Here is a 25,269-nt window from a genome sequence, read left to right on the forward strand (position 1 = left end):
CCGGGGGGTGGTGTCACCGGGCCCGAAGGCATCGACGGACCGCTGATGAGGGGCTTGAGCACCGGCTTCACCCGAGCCGGAAGAGCTCTCCGTAACGTGGGTGTGGCAGCTCGGTGCCGAGGCAAGGCCGGACGAAAACGTGATGGAGGGGCCTGCACGTGATCGACACCGGCGACATCGATGTCTTCCTCGGCCTGGACGTCGGCAAGGGCGAACACCACGCCACCGCCGTCACCCCGGCCGGCAAGAAGACCTTCGACAAGCGGCTACCCAACACCGAACCCAAGCTCCGCGAACTGTTCGCCAAGCTGCGGGCCAAGCACGGAACGGTGCTGGTCGTGGTCGACCAGCCGGCCTCGATCGGGGCCCTGCCGCTGGCCGTTGCGAGGGATATGGGCTGCCCCGTGGCCTACCTTCCGGGGCTGACGATGCGGCGGATCGCCGACCTCTACCCGGGCGAGGCGAAGACCGACGCAAAGGACGCGTTCATCATCGCGGACGCGGCCCGCGCGATGCCGCACACGCTGCGGGCCATCGACGGCCAGGACGACACGATCGCCGAGCTGGAGATGATTGTTGGCTTCGACGACGACCTGGCCGGCGAAGCGACCCGGGTCGCCAACCGGCTCCACGGCCTGCTGACCCAGATCCATCCGTCGCTGGAGCGGGTGCTGGGGCCGCGGTTGCAGCACCCAGCCGTCCTCACGCTGCTGGAGCGCTTCGGGTCGCCGGCCCAGATCCGCAAGGCCGGCCGACGCCGCCTGGTCACCCTGTTACGGCCGAAGGCCCCGAGGATGGCCGAGCGACTCGTCGACGAGATTTTCACCGCCCTGGACGAACAGACCGTCACCGTCCCTGGCACGGATGCGGCCGCGCTGATCGTCCCGAGCCTGGCCGGGTCCCTGGCTGCTGTCCTCAATCAGCGCAAGCTACTGGCTGGGCGGATCGAGGAACTCCTGGGGGACCACCCTCTTTCGAAGGTCCTGACGTCCATGCCCGGCATCGGCGTCAGGACCGGAGCCCGCATCCTTATCGAGGTCGGCGACGGCAGCACCTTCCCGACCGCCGGCCACCTCGCCGCCTACGCCGGCCTCGCCCCGGCAACCCGGAGCTCAGGCTCCTCGATCCGCGGCGAGCAGCCTTCCCGGAGAGGGAACAAACAGCTCAAGCGGGCCTTCTTCCTATCGGCGTTCGCGGCGCTCGGTGACCCCGCGTCCCGGGCCTACTACGACAAGAAGATTGCCCAGGGCAAACACCACACCCAGGCCCTGCTCTGCCTTGCCCGACGCCGCGCTGACGTCCTCTTCGCCATGCTCCGCGACGGAACCTTCTACGAACCCCGGACATCCGGTGCGACGTGAAGGCAGCCACCCCGTCAGCAAACCCCCTACATCTGGTGGACCTCCACGGAGAACCCTTCTGCCAGGACGGAGTTCAGGTGCTCCGCATGCGCACCCAGCCATTGGCGAGCGCCAGAGAACTGTGCCGTCAGTTCGACGAGCACGTAGTCCTCAGAACCATCAGTCGACCCACCACAGACACAACAACGCAAGCGCTGGCTCAGACCGCCCGTCCGCTCTGGTCCGTTCCCGCCCCCTGCCACCACCTGATCATCAACATCCACGGCCACATCGTTCCAGAGCCCTGAACCAGCACCCAACCCCCTTGATCAAAGAGATAGGGGCACCCCCCCCAACGGTGACCGCCCAGTCACCGCCGGCAGAGCGGCATGGCCGGCCACATCCCGACGAAGCTCACGGTTTCCGTCTTGTCCGCCCGCCCGGTACGCAGCCGTGGCACGCCTTCCTTCTCGAGTCCCACCGCAACACCGCAGAACAGTGGGAGACCGTCGCCGGCTCCGACGATCTGGCTCACCGTCGTGCGATACATCGTCCACGTCACCTGCGGGCAGCTGTGCAGCCCTTCCGCCCTCAGCAGCAGCATGACCGTCTGCACCTGCATCCCCGCGTCCGCCCACTGCGTGGCCCTGTTCCGGTCCGGCCGGTGGGGATACGGCTGCCCCGAGAGGGCCGGCCGAGGCCAATGTCAGGCCCGCGGCCGGCCGTCCGCCGCCGGTCGCAGGGCGTCCACCACGAGGTCCAGCAGTCGCCCCGTCAGCTCCGGGCTGTTGCCGGCCGTCGTGGACAGGAACACCCCGAGGAGCATCATCGTCACCTCGTCCGGTTCGACGTCCGCCCGCAGCGAGCCGGCCCGCGCCCCGGCGTCGAGGATCACCGCGATCGCCGCAGTGAGCCGTTCCCGAGTGGCCGGTGTCGCGATGGTGCCCGAGGCCCAGCCGGCGCGGAGGGTGTCGGAAAGACCGCGTTTGGCCGCGAAGAACGCCGCATAGCGGTCCATCCACGCTCGCAGCGCCGCTTCGGGCGGCAGTGTGGAGAGGAGCGCCGGGGCGCTGGTGACGACGGCGTCGAGTTCGGCGGCGTAGATGGCCTCGACGAGCGCCTCGCGGGTGGGGAAGTGGCGATAGAGCGTCCCGATCCCGACGCCTGCCTCGCGGGCGATGGCGTCGAGGGGGGCTTGGCCGTCGGTCGCGGTGAAGGCGTCGCGGGCGACTTCGAGCAGCCGCTCGCGATTGCGCCGGGCATCCGCGCGAGCCGGACGCCCGGTCGCCTTCGCCGGGCCGTCGGGGGTTGGCGAGTCGGACGCAGTCAAAGCGGAGGCCCTCCGTTTAGTGCTACGGTCGTTGGTAACGGAGTCTCTCCGTTTCATTCCATCGTCTCATGAGAGCGAGACCGCCATGACGTTCACCGCTCGAACTCCCCAGCTCACGGCGACCGGAGCGGCACGCGCCGGCGGGCCCGGTACGCTCGCCGGCCGTACCGTCTCCCGCGTCGGCTACGGGGCCATGCAGCTGCGACGGCCGGATCGAGAAGCCGCGATCGCGCTGCTGCGCCGCGCCGTCGAACTCGGCATCGATCACGTCGACACCGCGCAGTTCTACGGCGACGGCTTCGTCAACGAGGTGATCGCCGCAGCGCTCCGCCCCGAGGACGACGTCCTGGTCGTCAGCAAGGTGGGCGCCGAAGCCGCTCACGGCGGTCCCATTCCCTTGCGCCTCGCCCAGCGGCCCGAACAGCTGCGGGCGGGAGTGGAGGACAACCTCAAGAGCCTCGGACTCGAACAGGTGCCCCTCGTCAACCTGCGCCGCGCCGACCACGGTCCCGGGCTGCGACCCGAAGGCGATCAGATCGTGGACCTCGATGACCAGCTCGCCGTCATGACCGACCTGCGGGACGAGGGAAAGATCGGCGCCATCGGTCTCAGCAGTGTGACCCTCGACGGACTGCGCCGAGCCCTGCCCGTGGGCATCGCCTGTGTGCAGAACGCCTACAGCCTGGTGTCGCGCGACGACGAGGACATGCTGCGGCTCTGCCTCGCCGAGGACATCGCCTGGGTGCCGTACTTCCCGCTCGGCGGCGCCTACGCGGGCCTGCCGAAGGTCACCGAGGAGCCCGCCGTCGCGACCGCCGCGCAGGCATTGGGCGTCGCCCCCGCCCAGATCGGCCTGGCCTGGCTGCTCCAGCACGCTCCGAACACCCTCCTCATCCCCGGCACCGCCGACCTTGAGCACCTGCGGGCGAACACCGACGCAGGCGCGATCACCCTCGACGAGGCCACGCTCGCGGCCCTCGACGCCGTCCCGACGCGCTCCGGCGACATCGAGGTCCCCTAGCCCGTTCGCCCGGTCCACCCCACAGAAGGTCATCCGCGCGCCCCGCGCTCGCGCCGGCGTGCGCCAGTTCAGGAGCGCCCAGCGCTGTGAGCACCGGCGTGCCGGTCACACGGGCAACGGCCGCTACCGACGAGCCGAGGAAGCGGCTGCCGCGTCGGTCCACCGGCCGGGTACCGCCGGCTGTTCCCTTTCCCGCGCCTGACGTACGGACGCCGGATCCCTGCCTCGGCCAGGCCCGTCCGTCCCGGGCACCGCCGGACTGCCGTCAGCGGGGAGCGCCCCGGGGTGCCCGCAGCACGGACGCGCCCGCCGGGGTCAGTGTGTGCAGCACGGCCGGCCCGTTGCGGACGGTCGTGATCAGCCCCGCGTCGCGGAGCACCGTGGCGTGCCGGCTCGCGGCGGAGGCCGAGACCCCGGCGGCCCGCGCGATCTCACCCGTCGTCGCACCCCCGGCCGCGGCCCGCAGCGCGACGGCTCGGGCGCGCCCCAGGAGGCTGGTCAGCGGCCGCTCCGGGTCGCTCTCGTCAAGGGCCCGGGGCGGGGGTTCGTGCAGCAGCGAGTACCAGATCACCGGTGGCAGCCCCGGGTCGGCGAAGGCGACCGGCTCGCCCCAGTTGAAGTGTGACGGTACGAGCGTGAGCCCGCGGCCGTTGAGATACAGGTCCCGGTCCGCCGTCTGGCGCGGATAGGTGACCTCCAGAACGGGCGGGCGCCAGCGCAGCATCGGCCCGAGCCCGGCGAGCACGCCTTCCACTCCGCCATCCAGGAAACCTCGGGAGCGCAGCGCACGGTCGGCGTCGATTCTCGCCCGTACCTGCTCCTGATGGGGGACGACGACGGCGTCGAAGTACGCCCGCAGCATGCCCACGAACTCCATGCGCCCCTTGCGTCCGGCCAGTTGTCCGGACCACCTGGGAGCTCCGGCGACCCGGTCGAGCAGGTCCAGCTCCGCCACCACCCGGCGCGGCGGCGTGGCGAGGACCGACTCCAAGCCCGCCTCCAGCCCTTCGACGGCGGTGGCCGGCGTGAGGAAGTCCGGGAAGTAGGCCGCCCTCGGGTACAGCGGCATCAGCACGCTCTGCAACGCCCGCTCCAGCCCTGCCTCCCGCAGCTGCAACCGCGCCGCCCGGTACCACCCGGCGTACGCCCACCGTCCTCTGCGGGACTGCAGCCGATGGAGCGTGGCGGCGATCTCGAACAGCGGATCCGGCGCCGGCGCGAGTCTGGTTCTGGCCAGATCCGCGTCGGTGAAATGAACACGCAGCATGTCGGACCCCCGTTGTTCCGCGACGCGCGCCCTTCCTCGGTGCGGGCCCGCCACCCGGGAGCGTAGGAAACGCCGATAAACAGGAGATCGACGGGCGGCTCGGCCCGAGGACACAGCGGTGCCCCGGACCAACCGCTGTTGGTCCGGGGCGGGTGCTCGGGAGGTTCCCTGCGCCTCGACGCGCGCGACGACGGTGAGCTGTCGAACAGTCCCCCGGCTCACCCCGGGACGCTCCGGAGCGGGCCGGTCAGTGCAGGCAGTCCCAGGTCTTCGGCCCGATGATCCCGTCCTGGGTGATGCCGCAGACGCCCTGAGCCTTGACCACGTACTTCCGCGTCGTGGGGCCGAACTGCCCGTCGACGTCCACGTCCTTGTAGCCCCAGACGTTCCGCAGCAGGCACTGGGCGTGGGCCACGGCCGCGCCGGAGGCGCCCGAGCTGATCTCCGGGTGAGAGCCCGTGTAGTTGCAGACACCCAGCACGGAGACGCCTCCGGCGGTCACGGCCGCGGGCGCCGGCGCGGCGGCCGTCGCGGATCCGGGCAGGTCGAGCGTGGCGGCTGCGGCTGCGGCGACGGCGAGCGTCGCGAAGACCGTACGAGTCCGGCGCATGTGGTTTCCCCTCGTTTCGAGGACGTCGGGTGACGTCCGGGCAGCACCAAAGCTGGCAGCGAACTCGGCGGCGGAACAAGGTTTTTGGGACGGCTGGGACGGTGGGACGCGGGCGGCGGGGCTGACGACGTGTTTCCGCTGCGGGCCGGGACGGGAACGGGACGAGCCCGCCGCCTACCGGTCCGGCGCAGGCCCCGTAGCGAAGGCGGTCGGGCACTCGGTCGTGTGGCGGTCGCGGAAGCCGGGCGGGTGGACGAGGGGTGATCTGCGCCTGATCCGTGCCCGCGAGGGCGCGCCTGATCTGGACCTTTGCGTTCAGCGGAAAGGGTGTTGTCGCCTCCGACGGCGGACTGGAACGGTGGAATGGCTCAGCCATCGGCCGGAGGAGGGCGCCGAGCGAGCCGCAAGCGCGTCAGGCCGAGCGGGGGCGAGACGGGGGAGTGTCATGGGGAGACATACGAAGGAGTCCGAGCGGTTGGCGGCCATGCTCAGGGCACTCAAGTGCCGTGCGGGTGTCAGCTACGAGGCACTGGCGAGGAGCACAGGAGTCAGCAGGTCCACCCTCCATCGCTACGGCACGGGCCGGCTGCCTGCTTCGTTCGGGCATGTCCTCGCGTTCGGCAGAGCGTGTGGAGCGACGCGGGAGGAACTGCGCGAGCTGCACACGCTGTGGGCGCTGGCCACCGCGGGAGCGGACGCGACGCACCGCGACCGGCAGGCTGGAGGAGGGCCGGGCAGCGGAGCGGACGGTGCGGGCGTGACGGATTCGACGGGCCGGCCGGCTACTCGTGAGGCGCCGATCGAGGTCCTGGCAGTGGCGCAGGAGACGCGGACGGGCGCGGACCCGACGGCGGAGCCGTGCACGGGTGCGAAACCGACGGCGGAGCCCCGGATCGCGGGGCGTACGCGGAAACGGACACGTCTGCTGCTCGCGATCGCCGCGCTGCTGCTGGGCGGCTTCGCCTGGATCATCGGATGGGCCGGAGGAGGATGCCCGCGCTGTGGAGTCCGGCCAGGCGCGTGGCGGTCGGCGCCCAGCCGGTGGCGATGCTTCGCCACCGCCTCGGGTGGCTGACGTGCCGACCGACGCGTGGTCGTCCTCGCCGTCCGGTCACGCACGGGCCCGCGCTCCCCGGCTTCTCCTCTCAGGCGTCGCCGCGCGGCGCCTCGTCGTTCAGCGAGGCCAGTGTGGTGAGGATGTCCACGGCCCGTGCCCGTTCACCTTCCGGAAGTGATCCCAGAAGCAGCGCGTTGACGCGTTCCGCCGGGGCGATGAGGGAGTCGAGCAGCTCGGCTCCCTCATCGGTGAGACTCAGCAGCGTTCGCCGGCGGTCGTCGTCATCGCGCTCCTGGCTCACGAGGTTCTGGTCGACGAGGCGGCGGACCATCTGGTTCACGGTAGAACGGTCAAGTGAGGTCCGGCGCCCGACCGTCCGCTGATCGATGCCGGGGTCCCTGCTCAGGGCGTTGAGAACGGCGAACTTCTGAGAGGTGATCTCACGGGACACATGCTCGCTCCAGAGCGCCGTGTGCACCTGCTCGGCCCGCCTGATCAGATGGCCGATGTAGTGGGGCAGCTCCAGTGCGCGCGCCACAGCGCTCCGTCCATCGTTGTCGAGGGGGTACCGGCGAAGAAACAAACCACCGCTTACCTTAAGGAGTCCGGAGAGGCCCGGCTGCGCCGCCTCGCGCATGGCCCTCCTCAGCGGCCCCGGCGCCCGGGGCGCCGCGCGTAGGGCACCGCCTTCGAGCCGTCGACGCCCACCTCCAGGCGGCCGATTCGCTCGATCTCCAGGACCACGCGGTCGCCGTGGCCGATCGGTCCCACCCCTGCCGGGGTTCCGGTCGCGATCACGTCGCCCGGATGCAGGGTCATGACGGACGAGGTGTAGGCGATCAGTTCGCGGACGCCGAAGATCAAGTCAGCCGTGTTCGTGCGTTGCCGGGTCGTGCCGCCGACGTCGCACCGCAGGCCCAGCGAGTCCGGGTCGGGGATCTCGTCCGCGGTGACGATCCAGGGCCCGATGGGTGTGAACGTGTCGAACGACTTGCGCGTGGAGCGGTCCTCGCCGGACCGGACGGTGATGTCCAGTACGCAGGTGTAGCCGAAGACGTAGTCCAGTGCCTCGTCCGCGGCGACGTGGTGGGCGGTACGCCCGATGACGACGCCCAGTTCGCCCTCCTGGTCGGTGCGCTTGTCGGTGTAGGGCAGCACGATGTCCTGGCCCGGGCCGATGACGGAGGAGTTGGCCTTGAGGAACACTCCGAGGTCGGCGACCGAGGTGGTGTACTCCATCTCGGCCTTGTGGTCGAGGTAGTTGACCGGCGCACCGATGATCTTGCCCGGTCGGGGCAGCGGGGCCTCCAGGACGGCGTCGCCGAGTGGGACGCGTGGGAGGCCCGTGAGACCGGCGGGTCCGGTCTGCGCCGCGCCGCTGCGGGCGACGTTCTCGATGTACTGGTGCAGCGCACCGGCCGCGCCGGGGTCACCGGTGGTGAGGTGCTGGGTCACGTCGATCAGTGCGTCGCCGTCGACGATCGCGAGGCGTCCGTCATTGAACAGGGCCAGCCGCATGGTGGGCTCCTTGGGAAGTTCCGGGAAGGGGATTGCCGGGAAGTGAGGCGCCCGGGAAGCGAAGTACCCGGGTCGGTGGGTTCAGGCGCCGGGGTCCGCGGGTTCCGCGCGGTAGAGGCCGAGCGAGCGCATGACGGGCTCGTCGCTGTACGAGAAGAGGACGGCATCCTGTGAGGACGAGCCGTTCAGATGGCGGTAGGAGGCCCAGCCCGGCACGGCGAAGGTGTCGTGCTCGGACCAGTCCAGCCGTACGCCGTCCACGATCGTGGCGCCCTCGCCGCGGACCACGTTGAAGACGGTGGACGCCGTGTGCCGGCGGCCGGCTCCCCGGAAGCCGGGACGCAGCCGCTGAACACGGCAGCCGAGGGTCGGCATGACCGGGCCGCCGGTCCACGGGTTGGTGTACTCCAGCACGATGCCGTCGACGTCGCTGCCGTGTGCGGTGTCGGCGATGGACGCCAGCGACCGCTCGGTCTCCTGCCAGGTGTAGCGGGTGACGGGGGAGCTGGGACCGTCCGGGGCGAGCCACACGGGGTTGAGCCGGCCGTGGAGGAACTGCCTGCTGCCCGCGTCGTCGGCGCGGGTGACGGGCTGGAGGCGCTGGTGGTACTTCTCGTAGAAGCCGGCTTCCAGGGCATTGACCAGCGGGTAGTCCAGAGCGTCGAGCCAGATCATCGGCGCGTCGCCCTCGTGGGTGTGGTCGTGCCAGTGCCAGCCGGGCGTCAGCAGCAGATCCCCCGGAGCCATGAACACACGTTCGCCGTTCACCGTCGTCCACGCACCGCTGCCCTCCAGGACGAACCGGAAGGCGTTGGACGTGTGCCGGTGTGCCTGGGCCGTCTCGCCGGGCAGGATGATCTGGAGCCCCGCGTACAGCGTGTTGACGGTGGCCGGGGGATCGGTCAGGCCGGGGTTGACGAGCATGAGGACCCGCCGCTCGGCTTCTTCCAGGGAGAGGGTCTCGGAGAAGTGCAGCAGATGGGGCCGCAGTTGCCGCCAGCTCCACCGGTAGGGCACGGCGCGGCTCCGGGGTTCGGCGGGGAACAGGTTGCCGTAGAAGCGCCATAGCGGAGCGGCCCCGAGCGCGGGCAGGGCCTCGTAGGCGAGATCGTCCGTCGTCATGTCGTCCTCCTGCTGGTTCGGGATCACGGGGCGGTGACGGGCGCCGGGGCCGGCGTCCACACCCAGGACACGTCGTCGAAGTCGTCGGGCCCCCGTGAGGCGAAGAGCGCGTTGCGCAGCGTGGCTCCCATGCCTTCCAGGTGACAGATCTCGCCGAAGCGGCGGGCGCCGGTCTGGATGCGGGCCGCTCGCTCCCGGCGCTGACCGGCGTACGCGGCGAAGGCGTCGGCCGGATCGGCGAACCGGCCGAGTGCCCGGCCGAGTGCGACGGCGTCCTCCAGTGCCTGGCAGGCGCCCTGGGCCAGGTACTGCAGCATCGGATGCGCGGCGTCGCCCAGCAGAGCGATCCGGCCGTGCACCCACTGGTCGGTGGGAAGGCGGTCGAACAGCGGCCAGCGCCGGTCCCGCGCAATGAGCGGCAGGGCGTCACGCACGGTGCGGCAGGCCCCGGAGAAGCGTTCCTCCAGCTCGGCCTCGGTGCCCCAGGCGTCCGAGTCCGGCGTGTAGTGGTCGCTCTCGAAGACGGCCACCTGGTTGTAGAGCTCGCCGCGCCGGACCGGGTACTGCACCAGGTGCATCCGCGGCCCGGCCCAGACCATCACGGCCTCGGAGGCGGCGTGCTGCGACATCCGGCCCGTCATCTGGTCCGTGGGAAGGGCGCCGCGGAACGCCACGTATCGCGAGCAGACCGGCTCACCGTCGCCGACGAGGGCCCGGCGCAGTCGCGAGTGCAGTCCGTCCGCGGCCACGACGGCGTCGGCGGTCAGTTCCGGGGGGCTCCCGGCGAAGTGCAGACGTACCCCCGACCCGTCCTGTTCGGCGTGCGTGACCGTGTGCCCGGTGCGCAAGGTGACGGAAGGGTGTTCCTGGCAGGCCGAAAGGAGCGCCGCGTGCAGATCCGTGCGGTGGGTGACCAGGTAGGGATGCGTGAAACGCCCGGTGTACGCCGCGCTCCGCAGATCGAGCGAGGTGATCTGGTCTCCGCTCAGGGCGTCCATCATCACGAGCCGGGGCGGTGCGACCGCGGTGCGCCGGACGGCGCCCAGCACACCCAGCTCGTCGAGAGCGTGGGAGGCGTTGGGAGCGAGCTGGAGTCCGGCGCCGATCTCCGTGAACCGGGCGGCTTGTTCCACCAGGGTCACGTGATGACCGGCGCGTGCGATTGACAGCGCGGCGGCCAGGCCTCCGATACCGCCGCCGACCACGGCGACGCGATGGGGAACAGGGGTCAGGGACATAGGGCCTCCTTGGTCAGGGGTGCGGGGCACCGCATGCAGGCGGGGCGAGAACATCGCAGTGATCCGTGGAGCAATCATTGGTGTACTGATCATGTGGGTAAGGTGCTGCCCCGGTCTCAGCGACGGGGCGGAGGAGATGTGGTGTGGCCGGCCGGCAGCCGTGCGGCTCCGCCGGTGCGCGAGGGGGGGCGGCGACCACCTCGCGGCGTGATCGTCTACCCGGGATCGGCGGGGCGCAGGGCGTCGGATACGGACTTGACGCCGCCGTGCGCCGTGAGGCCGCCGTCGACGGGGATCTCGGCACCGGTGATGAACGACGACCGGTCGGACAGCAGGAAGACCACGAGAGGCGCGACCTCCTCGACGGTTCCGGTCCGCCCCAGCGGGGTCTCGCGGATGTTCGCCTCCCGGAAGGCCGGGGAGGCGGAGGCGGTCATCTCGGTCTCGATGTAGCCCGGGTGGATCGTGTTGACGCGGATCCCGCGGGGCCCGAGCTCCAGTGCCGCCGTCTTCGAGAGGCCCCGCAGGGCCCACTTGCTGGTCGTGTAGGCGACCGGGTAGTGGGCGGTGAGGGCCGCGGTGGAGCCCACGTTCACGATGGAGGAACCCGGCGGCATCAGGGGTGTCAGATGCTGCATACCGAGAAGCGGGCCGGTGACGTTGACCGCGTGAACGCGCGCCATGTCCTCGGGGCGTACGTCACCGACGCGGGCGCGCCACGTGATGCCGGCGTTGTTGACCAGCCCGTGCACGTGCCCGTACGTCTGCCGCAACTCGGCGGCGAGCGCGGTCCAGTCCTTCTCGCTGGTGACGTCCAGACGCCGGCAGCCGCCCACGGGTTCCAGGTCGGTCGCGATGACCTGGGCGCCTTCGCGGGCCAGGGCGGCGGCCTCGGCCGCACCCTGGCCGCGGGCCGCTCCGGTGACGACGACGACCTTGCCGTCCAGGGCCATGGGGTGCGGTACGGGTTTCACGGACATGTCCTCCTGATTGCGATGGGACTAATCTGGACCCCGCACCGATAATCAGGGAAATTGATTCTGTGGATGGCCGCCATCCGCGCCTTGTATACCTGCCGGTCGGTGACCTACCGCAGAGGGAAATCCGTGAATCTGGCCCGTCTCGATCTGAACCTCGTCGTCGCCCTTCGCGCTCTCCTCGAAGAGCGCAACGTCACCCGCGCCGGGGAGCGCGTCGGGCTGAGCCAGCCCGCGATGAGCGCTGCCCTGGCCCGGCTGCGCCGGCACTTCGACGACGACCTGCTGGCCCGTGTGGGCGGCCACTACGAGCTCACCGCACTCGGCCAGGTCCTGCTGGCCCGCACCGCCACCGCCTACGAGGTGATGGAACGGCTCTTCGCCAGCCAGGCCGCGTTCGATCCGGTGAGCGAGACGCGCGAGTTCAAGATCGTGGCGTCCGACTACGCGGTCGCCGTGTTCGGCGCGGAACTCGCCCGGGTCGTGCACGAGGAGGCTCCGGGGATCCGGCTGCGTTTCACCCAGACCCCGACCACCGTGGTCGACGAGACGGCCACCCTGCTCAGCACCACCGACGGACTTCTCATGCCGCACGGTGTCATCAGCGACTTTCCCGCCACCGACCTCTACGAGGACCGCTGGGTCTTCCTCGTCGCCGACGGCCACCCGAGCGTCGGCGACCGGCTCACCCGGGAGGATCTCGGGCGGCTGCCGTGGGTGACCTACCAACGGACCTACGACGCGCCGGCCGTTCGCCAGTTGGGCATGCTCGGCATCGAGCCGCGCGTGGAAGTCTCCGTCGACAACTTCCAGCTGCTGCCCATGCTGGTGGAGCGGACTCAGCGCATCACCCTGATCCAGGCGCGCCTCGCCCGCCTCCTCGCCCCGCTTGCCGCGGTCCACGTCGTCGAGCCGCCGTACGAGGCGGTCCCGCTGCGGGAGGCGCTCTGGTGGCACCCCGTGCACACGCACGACGCCGCCCACATCTGGCTCCGTGAGACGACCGCCCGGGTGGGCCGCGGCATGGCCGACGCACCCGCGGCCCACCCGGGCTTGTGACGACGGGGCCCGCCGTGGGCCCGCGGATTCTCCCGCCGGGACGCCATCCACGGCCCGGATCACGGCGATCGGGAACCCGGATGACGTCGGGGCTGGTCAACGCGGCACCACGGAACGCACAGTTGGCGGCATGAGATACCTCCCTTGCCCCGCACCCCCGAGAAGTGATCCCGCACCCCCGAGAAGTGATCCCGCACCCCCGAGAAGTGATTCTGCTGTGCCGCGGCATGCCCTCGCCGGACCGAGTGGCGCACCACGGCGGGAAGGGGGGCGCCTTCGCCCCCGGCCCCCGTCCTCCGCGGAGCGGTAGCGCTGCCCTTGGCTCAAGCCGTCCGTACGGCGGTAGTGCTGCCGCGGACCACCAGCCTCGGCGTCATGGACGTCTGCATGGACCTGTCCCGCCGGCCTTCCACGCGCTCGATCAGCATGCGCGCGGCGGACGACCCCATGGTGTGCCCGGCCTGATCGACGCTGGTGAGCTGGACGGGAGCCAGGGCGGCGAGCGCGGTGTTGTTGTAACCGACGAGCGAGAGGTCACCGGGGATGCGGAGGCCGAGTTCGTGGGCCGCGCGGTAGATGCCGAGCGCGGCGACGTCGGCGCCGGTCATGATGGCGGTCGGCGGCCGTTCCGCGGTCAGCAGGGTCATTCCCGCCTTGAAGCCGCCGTCGTCGGAGTACGCGGCGTGATGCACACTCATGTGCCCCGAGAGGCCGTGCCGTTCCATGGCTGCCCGGTATCCGCCGGTCAGGACGGTCTCGGGGGTGAGTTTCCACTGATTGGCCCGGGTGCCCGGGGCGGAGACCAGGGCGATGTCCCGGTGACCGAGCGACACCAGATGGTCCACGACCAGTCCAGCGCCGGTGTCGTCGGCGTCGACCACGGAGTCGTGGGTGTCGGCGCTGTCGTGGTGGCCGATGACCACGGTGGGCGTGGCCGCCGCCGTCGCCAGCACCTCGGAGCGCGAGGTCCCCGGAGCGATGAGGATCAGTCCGTCCATCTGGCGGTCGACCAGGGCCCGGATGGTCTTGGCCTGTTCCCCGGGATCGAAGCCGGCCGCACCGATCAGTACCGTGTACTCGCCGTCACGTAGCTCCTCCTGGATCCCGTCGAGGATGTCCGCGAAGAAGGCGTTCCGGACGTTGTCCAGGAGAACCCCGATGGTGTAAGTCCGCCCCCGCATCCCGCGCGCCGCCGCGTGCGGACGGTAGTCCAGTTCGGCGATGGCCGCCCGGACCTTCTCCTGCATGGCCGGACTCACGCCGTAGGCGTTGCGCATCACCTTGGAAACCGCGGCCACCGACACCCCGGCGTGCCGCGCCACGTCCGTGATGGTCACCCGTTTGTTCTGCTTGCCCGCAGCAGGCCCGCCCATCGTCATTACTCCGCTTCTCGTCGCTGTTGGTGTAACGGTCTACATGATGATGCCTGAGTTTCCTCCAGGATACCGCCGCATTGCCTGTGTTACAGCTCCGTGTCTTGACGGATGAGGAACGGCGGTGCAGGGTGTTGCCCACTTCGTGATGGAGAACGTTATACGCGCTTCTCCGTGCAGCCGGCTCCGCTGTTCCCTCGTGGCCGCTCTCCGTTCCCCGCTCTCTCTCAAAGACCTCCGGGAGTCTTCCGTGTCCCTTCGTATGCCCTGTGCCCGCCGTAAGCGTCCGGCCCTGTTCACGGCGGGCGCCGTCTCTCTCGCCCTGCTCTCCACCGCCTGCGGCGGCAGCGGCGGATCCTCGGCCGCACCCAAGGAGTTCAGCTACCTGAGTGTCACCGAGAACACCACGGTGAAGACCGCACTGACCACGATGTCCGGCGGCGCCTGCAAGGCGGCGAACGACGCACTGCCGCTCAAGGTGGAGACCGTGCCGCAGGCGAGCCTCGACCAGAAGCTCCAGTTGCTGGCCGGCCAGGACGCTCTGCCGGTGCAGTTCGCGGCCGGCAACGCCCCCGCCCTCACACAGCAGCTGGCCAGGTCGGGCAAGGTCGCCGACCTGGAGAAGGAGCTCAAGGACCTCGGGGTGTACGACCAGCTGGAGCCGGGCGCCGTCTCCACGATCAAGGCCCTGTACGGCGGCAAGCTGGAGGTGCTTCCGTACGAGTACAACGTCGAGGGCATCTTCTACAACAAGAAGCTCTTCCAGGAGAACGGCCTGAAGACCCCGGCCACGTGGGACGAACTGGTCTCGGCAGCCGCGAAACTGCAGGACGCGGGTGTGCAGCCGTTCACCGCCTCCGGTCAGCAGGGCTGGCCGCTGACCCGGCTGATCAGCGGCTACCTCTACCGCAGCCTCGGGCCGGACGCGCTCAAGGCGGTGGCCGACGGCAAGGCGAAGCTCACCGACCCGGAGTACGTCAAGGCTGCCGAGGAGATCGCCGGCCTCGGCAGGAAGGGCTACTTCGGCAAGGGTGTCGGATCCATCGACTACGACACCGCGATGAACCAGTTCCTCAACGGCAAGGCCGCCATGTTCTACATGGGCAGCTGGGCGCTGGCGAACATCTCCGACGAGAAGCAGAACAAGGTCGGTGCGCAGAACGTCGGCTTCATGCCCTTCCCCGCGGTCTCCGGCGGCAAGGGCTCCATCGACCAGTACCCCTCCAACGTCGGCCTCGGCATCACGTTCGGTGCCCGGTCCTTCGACGACAAGACCGGCGACTGGGTCTCCTGCATCACCAAGAACTACGGCAGCACCGCGCTCAGGGACCACGGCTCCATCTCCGGCTTCAAGGTGAACACCGAGGTGATGGACGCCAACGACGTCACCACCCAGGTCCGCAGGACGATCAGCGAGTCCCAGCGGAACGTGCTGTGGTTCGAGGCCCTGTTCAGCACCAAGGCCACCACCGTCAGCCAGACCAACGCGGCCGGACTGGTCACCGGGAGCACCAAGCCCGAGGCGTTCATGCAGACCGTTCAGGACGCGCTGACCGCCAAGTGAGACCGGCCGGGGGCGGTCCACGCCTCCTCCCCGCACAGCCCGCGTGGGCCGCCCCCGGTTTTGTACCGGCAGGTCTCTTCAACGGAAACGAAGTGGACACCATCCATGCACCGCGTACTCGGTGACCGCAGGGCCATCGCGATCCTGCTCGGTCCCGCCCTTCTCGTCTACTCACTGATCATGCTGGTCCCCATCGTGTGGTCCCTCGGGTACTCCTTCACCCGGGGCAACACCATCGAGGGATTCACCGGCAACGGGGGTGCCAACTTCTCCCGTCTGTTCGACGATCCCGCCGTCCGCGACGCCCTGTGGTTCACCCTCAGATACGCCGCCCTCGTCACGGTCGGCCAGATCGTCGCCGGCTACCTCCTGGCCCTGCTGTACGTCTTCTTCCTGAAGAAGTCCTCCGCCCTCATCCGCACCCTGGCCTTCTTCCCCGTGGTGCTGCCCACCGTCGCGGTGGGCCTGCTCTTCCAGAAGTTCTTCCAGGTCGCACCGCAGACAGGCCCGGTCAACTCCCTGCTCAACGCGGTCGGGCTCGACTCCATCGACTTCTTCGGCAGCGCGGGAAGCGCGTTCTGGGTCCTGATCCTCATGGACGTCTGGCGCTCCATGGGCTTCTACGCCGTCCTGCTCTTCGCCGGCCTCGTCGACATCCCCGACGAAGTCCTCGAATCGGCACGCCTGGACGGGGCCTCGGGGCTGCGGCTGATCCGGCACATCGTGCTGCCGCTCTCCCTTCCCGTACTGATGTCGTCGCTGATCTTCAGCATCAACGGGACGCTCAAGGTCTTCGACTCCGTCGTCGCCCTCACCAACGGCGGCCCGGGCAACGGGACCACTCCACTGACCCTGTACATGTTCCAGACGTCGTTCACCTACAGCGACTACGGCTACGGCAGCACGATCGCCCTGCTGCTGACCGTGGTGTGCCTGCTGGTGAGCCTGGCCGTCTACCGCGTCTCGCGGCGCGATCTCTCGGAGAGCTGAACGCCATGGCCATCGACACACCGCTGAAATCCTCCGCAGGGAACCGGGGCCGGCGGCCGTCCGGGAGCGGCGGACCCACGCGCACGGCCCGGGCACCGCGCCGGCTGTGGGTGAAGGCCGTCGTCACCGTCCTCCTGGTCGTCGAGATCTACCCGCTGATCTGGATGTTCCTGACGTCCCTGAAGTCCAACGACGACTACCTGAACCACTCCACCTGGAGCCTGCCCACCACGTGGGAGTGGGGCAACTACACCGAGGCCTGGACGACCGGCCATCTCGGGCTCTACGTCCAGAACAGCCTCCTCGCCGTCCTGCCCGCTCTGGCGCTGATGCTGCTTCTCGGCACGGCCGCCGGGTTCGCTCTGCAGATCATGGTGTGGAAGGGTCGCAGCCTGACCCTGCTGGTCTTCCTGGCGGGCATGATGGTCCCGCCGCAGATGATCCTTCTGCCGCTGTTCACCGTGTACTTCCAGACCGGACTCTCCGGCACCCTGTGGCCGCTCGTCCTCACCTACACCGGCACCGGCCTCCCCCTGACCGTCTTCATGATGGCCACCTACTACCGGACCGTTCCCCGCGAACTCTTCGAAGCGGCCACCATCGACGGCGCGGGCATCCTGCGCGCCTTCTGGACCATCAGCGTGCCCATGGTCCGTAATGCCCTGCTCACCGTCGGCCTCGTGCAGTTCTTCTTCATCTGGAACGACCTGCTCATCGCGCTGACGTTCACCAACAACCAGGACCTGCGCACGATCCAGGTCGGCCTGCTCAACTTCACCGGCGACTTCGGCGCCACCCAGTACGGGCCGCTGTTCGCCGCCATCTGCATCAACGTCTTCGGCACCCTCCTGATCTACCTCTTCCTCAACCAGAAGGTCATGAAGGGCCTCACCTCGGGAGCGGTCAAGGGCTGACCCCGGCCCCACCACGCTCGCCCGCTCCCGCACGTGAAAGAAGGTCCCCTCTTGCTCCCCCCTCAGCCCTCCGCAGTCTCCTTCGAACACCTTTCGGACGGCCTCGGCATCGGAGTCGCCTCCCCCCGCCTCACCTGGACGCTGCCCCGGGGCTCCGGATTCCAGACCGCGTACGAACTGGAACTCGACCGCCACGGAACCCGGTGGCGCACCGGACGCGTCGATGGCGCCGACCAGGTGCTGGTGCGCTGGCCCGGGCGCCCCCTGACGTCCCGGGAACGCGCCACCGTCCGTGTCCGCGTCTGGGGCGCGTACGGCGAACCGTCGGCATGGAGCCCACCGAACGCCGTCGAGGCCGGACTCCTCGATCCCGTCGACTGGCAGGCGGTACCGGTGGGCGCCGGCTGGGACGAGGACCCGGAGGCCGACCGCCGCCCCGCCCGGGTCCGCAAGGACTTCCGCCTCGACCGGCCCGTCACCCGCGCCCGGCTGTACGTCACCGCCCACGGCCTGTACGAGGTGGAGATCAACGGCCATCGCGTCGGCGACGAGGCCCTCGCCCCCGGCTGGACGGTCTATCCGCACCGTCTGCGCTACCGCACCCACGACGTCACCAGCCATCTGACCGAGGGAGCGAACACCATCGGCGCCTGGCTGGGCGACGGCTGGTACCGCGGCAAGTACGGCTTCGACGGCGGAACCCGCAACATCTACGGCACCGATCAGTCACTCATCGCACAGCTGGAGATCACGTACGAGGACGGCACCACACGCGTCGTCGCCACCGACGGAACCTGGACCGCCGCACCCGGGCCGATCCTCACCAGCGGTCTGTACGAGGGCGAGACCTTCGACGCCCGCCTCCACGACCCCGACTGGGCCACGCCGTCCGCCGCCGGCACGGGACAGTGGACGGCCGTCCGCACCGGCACCCGTGATCCCGCGACCCTCGTCGCCCCACTCGGACCGCCCGTCCGGTGCACCCAGGAGATCACCCCCGTCACCGTCACCCGCTCCGAGGACGGCCGCCACCTGCTCGACTTCGGCCAGAATCTCGTCGGCCGCCTCCGCGTCACCGTCGACGGCCCCGCCGGGACCACCCTCACCCTGCGGCACGCCGAAGTCCTCCAGGACGGCGAACCGGCCACCCGCCCGCTGCGCGAGGCGTACTCCGTCGACACGCTGATCCTGTCCGGCGCGGGACCGCTCACCTGGGAACCCCGCTTCACCCTCCACGGCTTCCGCTACGCCGAGATCAGCGGCTGGCCGGGGGACCTGACGCCCGGCATGGTCACCGCCCGCGTCCACCACACCGACATGCGCCGCACCGGCTGGTTCGAGTGCAGTGATCCTCTGGTCAACCGCCTGCACGAGAACGTCGTGTGGAGCATGCGCGGCAACTTCGTGGACCTGCCCACCGACTGCCCCCAGCGCGACGAACGCCTCGGCTGGACCGGCGACATCCAGGTCTTCGCCCCCACCGCGAGCTATCTGCACGACTGCTCCGGACTGCTCGACTCCTGGCTCACGGACGTCGCGCTGGAACAGTTCCCCGACGGAACGATTCCCTGGTACGTCCCCGTCATCCCGGGCGAGCCGATGTGGACGCCGATCCACCCCGGAGCCGCCTGGGGCGACGTCGCCACCCTGACTCCGTGGACGCTCTACCAGCGCTTCGGCGACATCGAATTCCTGCGCCGCCACTACCCGATGGCCAAGGCATGGGTCGACCTGGTCGCACGCCTGGCAGGACCGACCCGCCTCTGGGACACCGGAGTTCAGCTGGGGGACTGGCTCGACCCGGCCGCCCCGCCCGACGACCCCGCCGCGGGCCGCACCGACCGTTACCTCGTAGCCACCGCCTACTTCGCCCACTCCGCGCGTCATCTCGCCCTTGCGGCAGCCGAGTTGGACGAGCAGCCGGACGCCGCACGCTACGCGGTGCTCGCGGACGAGGTGGCGGACGCCTTCCGGCGCCGCTATGTCACGCCGTCRGGGCGCCTGACCAGCGACAGCGCCACGGCATACGCGATCGCCCTCGGCTTCGGCCTGCTCACCGCCGAGCAGCGCGCGCCCGCCGGCGACCGCCTGGCCGCACTCGTCCTCGCCGACGACGCCCGCATCTCCACCGGCTTCGTCGGAACCCCCCTGATCTGCGACGCGCTCACCGACGCCGGCCACCTCGACATCGCGTACCGCCTGCTGCTCCAGACCGAGTGCCCCTCCTGGCTCTACACCGTGACCATGGGGGCCACGACGATCTGGGAGCGCTGGGACAGCCTGCGCCCCGACGGCACCCTCAACCCCGGGGGCATGACCTCCTTCAACCACTACGCCCTCGGCGCGGTCGCCGACTGGCTGCACCGGACCGTCGGCGGTATCACCGCCACCGCCCCCGGCTACCGGAGCATGACCTTCCGCCCCCGCCCCGGCGGTGGCATCACCTGGGCCACGACCCGCCACGAGACGCCCTACGGCACCGCGTCACTGTCGTGGGAACTCGCCGCCACCGGCCTGACGGCCCGCATCACGGTGCCGGACGGCTGCACGGCGACCGCCGAACTCCCCGGCTGCGCACCCCGTCCGCTGGGGCCCGGCGAGCACGTCCTGCACACGGTGCGGAGCCCCGCAGAGGCCGCCTGAGCGGCCACTGCCCGGAGACCGTATCGACCCCGAGCCGAGCCGGCCGCGGACCTGACGCCTCGGCCGGCCTCGTGTCCCCACCCCAGAGGCGKCAGGTTCCGCAGCCGCCATGTCACTCAGGAGAGCCGCTGTGAACAGACGAACGTTCCTTTCAGCCGCCGCCTTCACCGCCCTGGCCGCCTGCGCGGCCCCCGTCGGCAGCGCGCACGCCGCCCCGGACGGCGCCGCTCAGGACCGGGCCGGCGCACTGCTCGCCCGTATGACGGCCGCCGAGAAGGAGGCCCTCGTGCGGTGCGACTTCGCCGCCGTCGCCCACCTGGGCATCCCGGCCCTGACCATGGCCGACGCATCGGCCGGCCTGCGCGGTGCGACCGGGGTCACCGCGTTCCCCGTCCCCGTCGCCCAGGCGGCCGCCTTCGACGAGGACCTGGCGGGCCGGATCGGAGAGGCGATCGGCGCCGAGGGACGGGCCAAGGGGTACAACAACCTGCTCGGCCCCACCGTCGACCTGATCAGGACCTGGCACTTCGGGAGGCAGGCGGAGGCCATGGGCGAGGACCCGCTGCTCGCCGGGCACCTGGGCGCCGCCCTCACCGTGGGCATCCAGTCCCGGCATGTCACGGCCACCGTCAAGCACTTCGCCGCCTACACGCAGGAGACCAACCGCTTCTTCACCGACACCCTGATCGGCGACCGGGCCCTGCACGAGATCTATGAGGCGCCGTTCCGACGCGTGATCGCCGCCGCTCCCACCACCTCGGTGATGATGGCCTACCCGAAGATCAACGGCACGTTCGCGACGCGCAACCCCGCCCTGTTCGACGACGTGAAGACGGGCCTGGGACTCCAGGGCTACACCGTGCCGGACTTCTGGGCCGGAGACGACCAGGTCGCCGCCGCCCGCGCCGGCATGGACCTGGCCGGCCTCGGCCCCGGTGCGGTGCAGATTCCGGCGGGGGCGCTCACCGGCGGATCGATACCGGCCGCCCGGCTCGACGACGCCGCGCGTCGCATCCTCGTCACCATGTTCGCCAACGGCCTCATCGATCACCCCGTTCCCGCGCCCGCCGACGATGTCAGCACGCAGGAGCACAAGGAGCTCGCCCATGAAGCAGCCGTCGCCTCCACCGTGCTGCTGACCAACCGTTCCTCGGCACTCCCTCTGCCCGCCACCCTGAGTTCGCTGGCCGTCATCGGCCCCGCGGGCACCGACACCCTCACCGGCGTGTCCGGCTCCACCTACGTCGACCCGGGCACCTGGACCACGCCACTCCAGGCGATCCGCGCCCGCGCCGGAACGGCGGTGAAGGTCACACACGCCCAGGGCACCAGGGGCGACCTCCCGCTTCCCCCGGTCCCTTCGGCGGTTCTGCGCACCACCACCGGAGCGGCCGGCCTGACCGGCACCTACTACGCGGGCGCCGACGCCACCGGCACTCCGGTCGCGACCCGCACCGAAGCGACCGTCGACTTCACCGCCCCGCCCGTCGGGAACCTGCCGCAGGTGTGGTCCGCGAAGTGGACCGGCACCCTGACCCCGACCACCACCGGCCTCCACCGCTTCTCCCTGCTCCCCGCCGGAACCACCTCACTCAGCATCGACGGCAGGGCGGTCGTCTCCGGCACACGGCAGATGCGCCGCTTCTTCCTCGGCCTCTACGACTATCCGCTCCAGGGGACCGTCAACCTGACCGCAGGACGCGCCGTCGCGGTGGAACTGACCTACACCAACGCCCCCGCGGAACAGGGCACCTGCGGCCTGACCCTCGGCTGGCAACCCGACTCGCTGATCGCCGAGGCGGTGACGGCGGCCCGCGCGGCCGACGCCGCCGTCGTCTTCGTCAACCGGGTCGCGGGCGAGGCCATGGACCACGACCGGCTCGAACTGCCCGGCGACCAGAATCACCTGATCGCCGCCGTCGCCGCCGCGAACCCGCGCACCGTCGTCGTGCTCAACACGGACGGGCCCGTCGCCACCCCCTGGCTGGGCGACGTCGAGGCCGTAGTACAAGCGTGGTACGGAGGCCGTGGTACGGGAACGGCCCTGGCAGCCGTCCTCTTCGGCGACAGGGACCCGGCCGGACGCCTCCCCGTCACCTTCCCCGTCGACGCCACCCAGGGACCGGGCACCAGCCCCGCGGCCTATCCGGGCACCAACGGCACTGTCACCCACACCGAGGGCGCGGCGATCGGATACCGCTTCTACGACGTGGAGGGGCAGGAGCCCCGCTTCCCGTTCGGCCACGGCCTCTCCTACACGACCTTCGCCCACGGCTCCGTCGAAGCCACCTACGACAGGGCCGCCCAGGAGGTCACCCTGGCCGTGACCGTCACCAACACCGGCCGGCGCCCGGGCACCGACGTCGTCCAGGTCTACGCCACGCTCCCCGGCGCGGCAGCGGCGGAACAGCGCCGCCTGGTGGCCTTCCGGAAGGTCACCCTGCCCCCGGCCGGTACGCAGCGGATCGGTCTGACCATTCCGGTGCAGGATCTCACCGTGTGGTCCTCGGGCATCTGGACCCTCGTGCCAGGGACCTACACCTTCGCGACGGCTCGGTCGTCCCGAAGCGTCACCGCGCAGCGGACCCTGAAGCTCGGCTGACCTCGCCGGCACCGAAGCCGGGGCAAGGGGGCGCCCGGTCCCCGGCCGTGACGACGGAGCCGTTCCCCGTCCGGTCCCCGGCCGTTACGACGGTGCCGGTCCCCGCATGCTGCGAGGACCGGCACCGCGTGCGTCGTCCGCTACGGGTTGACGCAGCCGACCGAGCCGACCGGGAAGTTGTTGCCGGTCGATGTCGCCGTGAACCCGAAGGTGACGCTGCCGTCCGGTGGGACGGTCCGGTTGTAGTCGACGTTCCTGACCGTGAGCGAGCCGTCGGACCCCGTGGTCAGCGCACCGTTCCACGCGCTGCTGATGGTGGTGCCCGCGCCGGGTGTCCACTGCACGCCCCAGCCCTCGAGTGCCGTCGTGCCGTGGTTCATGACCTCGACGGATCCCTGGAAGCCGCCGCTCCAGGAGCTGGTGACGCTGTAGACGGCCATGCACCCGGTGTGCGGGTCGGTCGGTGTGGGCGTCGGAGTCGGGTCCGTCGGGTCCGGAGTCGGCGTGCTGCCCGAGCCGCGGATGCCGGTGACCTCGCCGTTGCCGCCGTCGAAGACGACGTCGGAGCAGGAGAAGAAGTTCTCCTGGCTGTCCGAGCGCACCCACTGGATGAACATCACCGCGTCACCCGAGCGGCCCGAGGGCAGAGCCATGTCCCAGTAGTAGTGACCGCCGTCGGTACCCGGCGAGCCCGTCGCGGGCGGGTTGGTGACGGTGTCGATCAACTCCAGGTCGTCCCAGCCAAGTTCGGTGCTCGGCGAGTAGCCGGGCTTGGACAGGTACACCCGGAAGGAGCCCGGGTGCGCCGCCCAGTTGCTGTGCTGGACCTGGATCGTCTTTCCGGATGTCAGATGCGTCCGGGGCCAGTCGGAGCGCGCGGCGTTGTACCCGGTGAAGTTGTACGGCGACCGGTCACCGGCGCTGCACAGCTTCCCGTCGGGGACGTAACCCGCGCCCCGTCCACCGGCGTTGGAGTCGAGTACGGCGAACCAGTTGTACAGCGAGTTCGGGCCGCTCTCGCTCAGTGCCGCCTTGCACGCCGGGTTGGTCGGGTCCAGGGATCCGGTGCTGGTCTTGGCGTCCAGCCAGCAGAGGTAGGTGCGCGAGCCCGGCGTCATCGTCACGCCGTGCGCCTGCGCGTTGCCCTGGCCGAATAAGGCGAGGGCGATGGCGCCGAACAGCGTCGCGAGCACCGTCGCCAGGGAGGCGAGTTGTTTCCTGCTTCGGGTCATGGTGTCTCCTGTGCCTGTGCGGGGATTGTCCTGCGGTGGGGGCTGTCTCCCGAGCGCTGTTTCCTGGGGGTGTGGATGTGGCCGTGTTGAGCGGATGCGGGGGTCTCGCGGGGGGTGTGCAGTCGGCACGTGCGCATGGGAGCGCTCCCATGTCTTGGTTAGTAGGGGACTGTAAGAGCGATGCCGTGTCCCTGACAAGGCGTCGGGCGGAATGTGTGACACGGATTCCGAACCGGCAGTCAACGCGAGGTGTCCCAGCGCAACGACGCCCGCGCGTCGGTCAGTTGCCCGCGCGGCGGGGCGCACTCAGGCTGACTCGCGCACCACCAGCTGCGTCCGCAGGATCACATGGCGCCACGCGACCTGCGGCTGGTCCATCTCCTCCAGCAGCAGCCGCACCATGGTCCGGCCGATCTCCTCCATCGGCTGGCGGACGGTCGTCAACCGCGGTTCGGTCTGCTCGGCCAGCTCGAAGTCGTCGAATCCGATCACCGCCACGTCCTGCGGGACCCGGCGTCCGGTTGCCTGCAGGGCGGTCACGGCGCCCGCGGCCATGCTGTCCGACGCGGCGAACACGCCGTCGACCTCCGGGTGCCGCTCGATGAGCCCGGTCATCGCACGCCGTCCGCTGACCTGGCTGAAGTCCCCCTCGACGATCAGGGACCGCACCTCGTCGAGCCCGGCGTCACGCAGTGCTTCCCGGTAGCCGCGCAGCCTGCACCGGGAGGCGTACATCTCGGGCGGGCCCGTGATCGCGGCGATCGACTTCCGTCCCCCGCGCGTCAGGTGAGCGACCGCCGCCCGCGCGCCGCCCACGTTGTCCGCGTCCACATACGTCACCCGCTCGTCGTCCGAGCGCCTGCCGAGCAGCACCGTGGGCAGTCCGGCGTCGGCCAGCATGTCCGGCAACCGGTCCTCGGCCCGCACCGACATGAGCAGCGCCCCGTCGATCCGCCCACCGCGCACGTACTTCACGAGCCGCTGCCGCTCGGCGTCCGTGCGCACGAGCGTGAGCAGCAGCTGTACGTCCGCCTCGGTCAGGGCGTCCCCGACCGCCCTTACGACCTCCGAGAAGAACGGCTCCCCGAACAGTCGCCAGTCCGTCTTCGTCATCACCAGTGCGACGGCGTCTGCGCGCCGGCCGGCCAGTGAGCGTGCGGCCAGGTTGGGGACGTAGTCCAGTTCGTCGATGGCGCGCTGTACGGCGCGGCGTGTGGACGCCTTGACCCCCGAGGCGTTGTTGATCACCCGGGAGACCGTGCCCCGCCCCACTCCGGCAAGCGCGGCCACTTCCTCCAGCGTCGGTGTGCCGGAACCTCGCTTCAGCATGCTCCCACCGCAGGACAATCCCCGCACAGGCACAGGAGACACCATGACCCGAAGCAGGAAACAACTCGCCTCCCTGGCGACGG

General features: G+C 70.4%; 20 protein-coding genes and 1 pseudogene. 9 read left to right on the plus strand and 12 right to left on the minus strand.

Going from position 1 to position 25,269, the window contains the following annotated elements; translation table 11 throughout:
* Nucleotides 1-158: 158 nt before the first annotated feature.
* Complete coding sequence (locus EAO72_RS35455; RefSeq protein ID WP_410090530.1) at nt 159-1,361, plus strand: IS110 family RNA-guided transposase; 1,203 nt, start codon at nt 159-161, stop codon at nt 1,359-1,361.
* Nucleotides 1,362-1,710: 349 nt separating this feature from the next.
* On the opposite strand, the pseudogene EAO72_RS35465 reads toward EAO72_RS35455, so the two are convergent.
* Nucleotides 1,711-1,998, minus strand: a pseudogene (locus tag EAO72_RS35465) (nitroreductase family protein); the annotation flags it as partial.
* Nucleotides 1,999-2,046: 48 nt separating this feature from the next.
* Complete coding sequence (locus tag EAO72_RS35470; protein ID WP_148021130.1) at nt 2,047-2,670, minus strand: TetR/AcrR family transcriptional regulator; 624 nt, start codon at nt 2,668-2,670, stop codon at nt 2,047-2,049.
* A gap of 85 nt (nt 2,671-2,755) precedes the next feature.
* On the opposite strand from EAO72_RS35470, the gene EAO72_RS35475 reads away from it, so the two are divergent.
* On the plus strand, nt 2,756-3,691 hold the full coding sequence (locus tag EAO72_RS35475; RefSeq protein WP_148021131.1) for an aldo/keto reductase: 936 nt from the start codon (nt 2,756-2,758) through the stop codon (nt 3,689-3,691).
* Nucleotides 3,692-3,956: 265 nt separating this feature from the next.
* Here EAO72_RS35475 and EAO72_RS35480 read toward each other — a convergent pair whose 3' ends face one another.
* Nucleotides 3,957-4,958, minus strand: a complete 1,002-nt coding sequence (locus tag EAO72_RS35480) for a helix-turn-helix domain-containing protein (protein ID WP_148021132.1) — start codon at nt 4,956-4,958, stop codon at nt 3,957-3,959.
* 247 nt (nt 4,959-5,205) lie between these two features.
* Nucleotides 5,206-5,568, minus strand: a complete 363-nt coding sequence (locus EAO72_RS35485; RefSeq protein ID WP_148021133.1) for a peptidoglycan-binding domain-containing protein — start codon at nt 5,566-5,568, stop codon at nt 5,206-5,208.
* 445 nt (nt 5,569-6,013) lie between these two features.
* Here EAO72_RS35485 and EAO72_RS42590 point away from each other — a divergent pair, with 445 nt between their 5' ends.
* Nucleotides 6,014-6,643, plus strand: coding sequence for a helix-turn-helix domain-containing protein (locus tag EAO72_RS42590; protein ID WP_222724136.1), 630 nt, complete (start codon nt 6,014-6,016; stop codon nt 6,641-6,643).
* A gap of 70 nt (nt 6,644-6,713) precedes the next feature.
* On the opposite strand, the gene EAO72_RS35495 is transcribed toward EAO72_RS42590, so the two are convergent.
* From EAO72_RS35495 to EAO72_RS35515, 5 genes are all read right to left on the minus strand, one after another.
* Nucleotides 6,714-7,262 carry a MarR family winged helix-turn-helix transcriptional regulator gene (locus EAO72_RS35495; RefSeq protein ID WP_148021134.1) on the minus strand — a complete coding sequence of 183 codons (549 nt, stop codon included), beginning with the start codon at nt 7,260-7,262 and terminating at the stop codon, nt 6,714-6,716.
* A gap of 8 nt (nt 7,263-7,270) precedes the next feature.
* Nucleotides 7,271-8,143 carry a fumarylacetoacetate hydrolase family protein gene (locus tag EAO72_RS35500; RefSeq protein ID WP_148021135.1) on the minus strand — a complete coding sequence of 291 codons (873 nt, stop codon included), beginning with the start codon at nt 8,141-8,143 and terminating at the stop codon, nt 7,271-7,273.
* An 81-nt stretch (nt 8,144-8,224) separates the two neighbouring features.
* Nucleotides 8,225-9,265 (minus strand): cupin domain-containing protein, encoded by a 1,041-nt coding sequence (locus tag EAO72_RS35505; protein WP_148021136.1) that lies wholly within the window; start codon nt 9,263-9,265, stop codon nt 8,225-8,227.
* A 23-nt stretch (nt 9,266-9,288) separates the two neighbouring features.
* Nucleotides 9,289-10,596: an FAD-dependent monooxygenase gene (locus EAO72_RS35510; protein ID WP_315986325.1), complete on the minus strand. Its 1,308-nt coding sequence runs from the start codon at nt 10,594-10,596 to the stop codon at nt 9,289-9,291.
* A 122-nt stretch (nt 10,597-10,718) separates the two neighbouring features.
* Nucleotides 10,719-11,483 carry an SDR family NAD(P)-dependent oxidoreductase gene (locus EAO72_RS35515; protein ID WP_187285320.1) on the minus strand — a complete coding sequence of 255 codons (765 nt, stop codon included), beginning with the start codon at nt 11,481-11,483 and terminating at the stop codon, nt 10,719-10,721.
* A gap of 126 nt (nt 11,484-11,609) precedes the next feature.
* On the opposite strand from EAO72_RS35515, the gene EAO72_RS35520 reads away from it, so the two are divergent.
* A complete protein-coding gene (locus tag EAO72_RS35520; RefSeq protein WP_148021137.1) occupies nt 11,610-12,539 on the plus strand; it encodes a LysR family transcriptional regulator in 930 nt (309 codons plus the stop codon).
* Nucleotides 12,540-12,862: 323 nt separating this feature from the next.
* Here EAO72_RS35520 and EAO72_RS35525 read toward each other — a convergent pair whose 3' ends face one another.
* The gene (locus EAO72_RS35525) at nt 12,863-13,912 is read right to left on the minus strand and encodes a LacI family DNA-binding transcriptional regulator (protein WP_148021138.1); all 1,050 of its coding nucleotides are present in this window, start codon (nt 13,910-13,912) and stop codon (nt 12,863-12,865) included.
* Nucleotides 13,913-14,162: 250 nt separating this feature from the next.
* On the opposite strand from EAO72_RS35525, the gene EAO72_RS35530 reads away from it, so the two are divergent.
* The 5 genes from EAO72_RS35530 to EAO72_RS35550 all read left to right on the plus strand — a co-directional run bounded on the left by EAO72_RS35530 (nt 14,163) and on the right by EAO72_RS35550 (nt 22,625).
* Nucleotides 14,163-15,476 carry an ABC transporter substrate-binding protein gene (locus EAO72_RS35530; RefSeq protein WP_261991736.1) on the plus strand — a complete coding sequence of 438 codons (1,314 nt, stop codon included), beginning with the start codon at nt 14,163-14,165 and terminating at the stop codon, nt 15,474-15,476.
* Between the two features lie 105 nt (nt 15,477-15,581).
* Nucleotides 15,582-16,466, plus strand: coding sequence for a carbohydrate ABC transporter permease (locus EAO72_RS35535; protein ID WP_148021139.1), 885 nt, complete (start codon nt 15,582-15,584; stop codon nt 16,464-16,466).
* Between the two features lie 5 nt (nt 16,467-16,471).
* Entirely contained in the window at nt 16,472-17,380 is a 909-nt protein-coding gene (locus EAO72_RS35540; protein ID WP_148021140.1) for a carbohydrate ABC transporter permease, read from the plus strand.
* Between the two features lie 51 nt (nt 17,381-17,431).
* A complete protein-coding gene (locus EAO72_RS35545) occupies nt 17,432-20,023 on the plus strand; it encodes an alpha-L-rhamnosidase (protein ID WP_148021141.1) in 2,592 nt (863 codons plus the stop codon).
* A gap of 130 nt (nt 20,024-20,153) precedes the next feature.
* Nucleotides 20,154-22,625, plus strand: a complete 2,472-nt coding sequence (locus EAO72_RS35550; RefSeq protein WP_148021142.1) for a beta-glucosidase H — start codon at nt 20,154-20,156, stop codon at nt 22,623-22,625.
* Nucleotides 22,626-22,765: 140 nt separating this feature from the next.
* Here the strand turns inward: EAO72_RS35550 and EAO72_RS35555 are convergent, their stop codons facing one another.
* Together EAO72_RS35555 and EAO72_RS35560 are read right to left on the minus strand one after the other, a co-directional pair.
* Nucleotides 22,766-23,857 (minus strand): lytic polysaccharide monooxygenase auxiliary activity family 9 protein, encoded by a 1,092-nt coding sequence (locus EAO72_RS35555; RefSeq protein ID WP_148021143.1) that lies wholly within the window; start codon nt 23,855-23,857, stop codon nt 22,766-22,768.
* A gap of 306 nt (nt 23,858-24,163) precedes the next feature.
* Complete coding sequence (locus EAO72_RS35560; RefSeq protein ID WP_148021144.1) at nt 24,164-25,186, minus strand: LacI family DNA-binding transcriptional regulator; 1,023 nt, start codon at nt 25,184-25,186, stop codon at nt 24,164-24,166.
* Nucleotides 25,187-25,269: the final 83 nt, after the last annotated feature.

The sequence above is a fragment of the Streptomyces sp. OR43 genome (genome assembly GCF_008042275.1).
Lineage (GTDB): Bacteria > Actinomycetota > Actinomycetes > Streptomycetales > Streptomycetaceae > Streptomyces.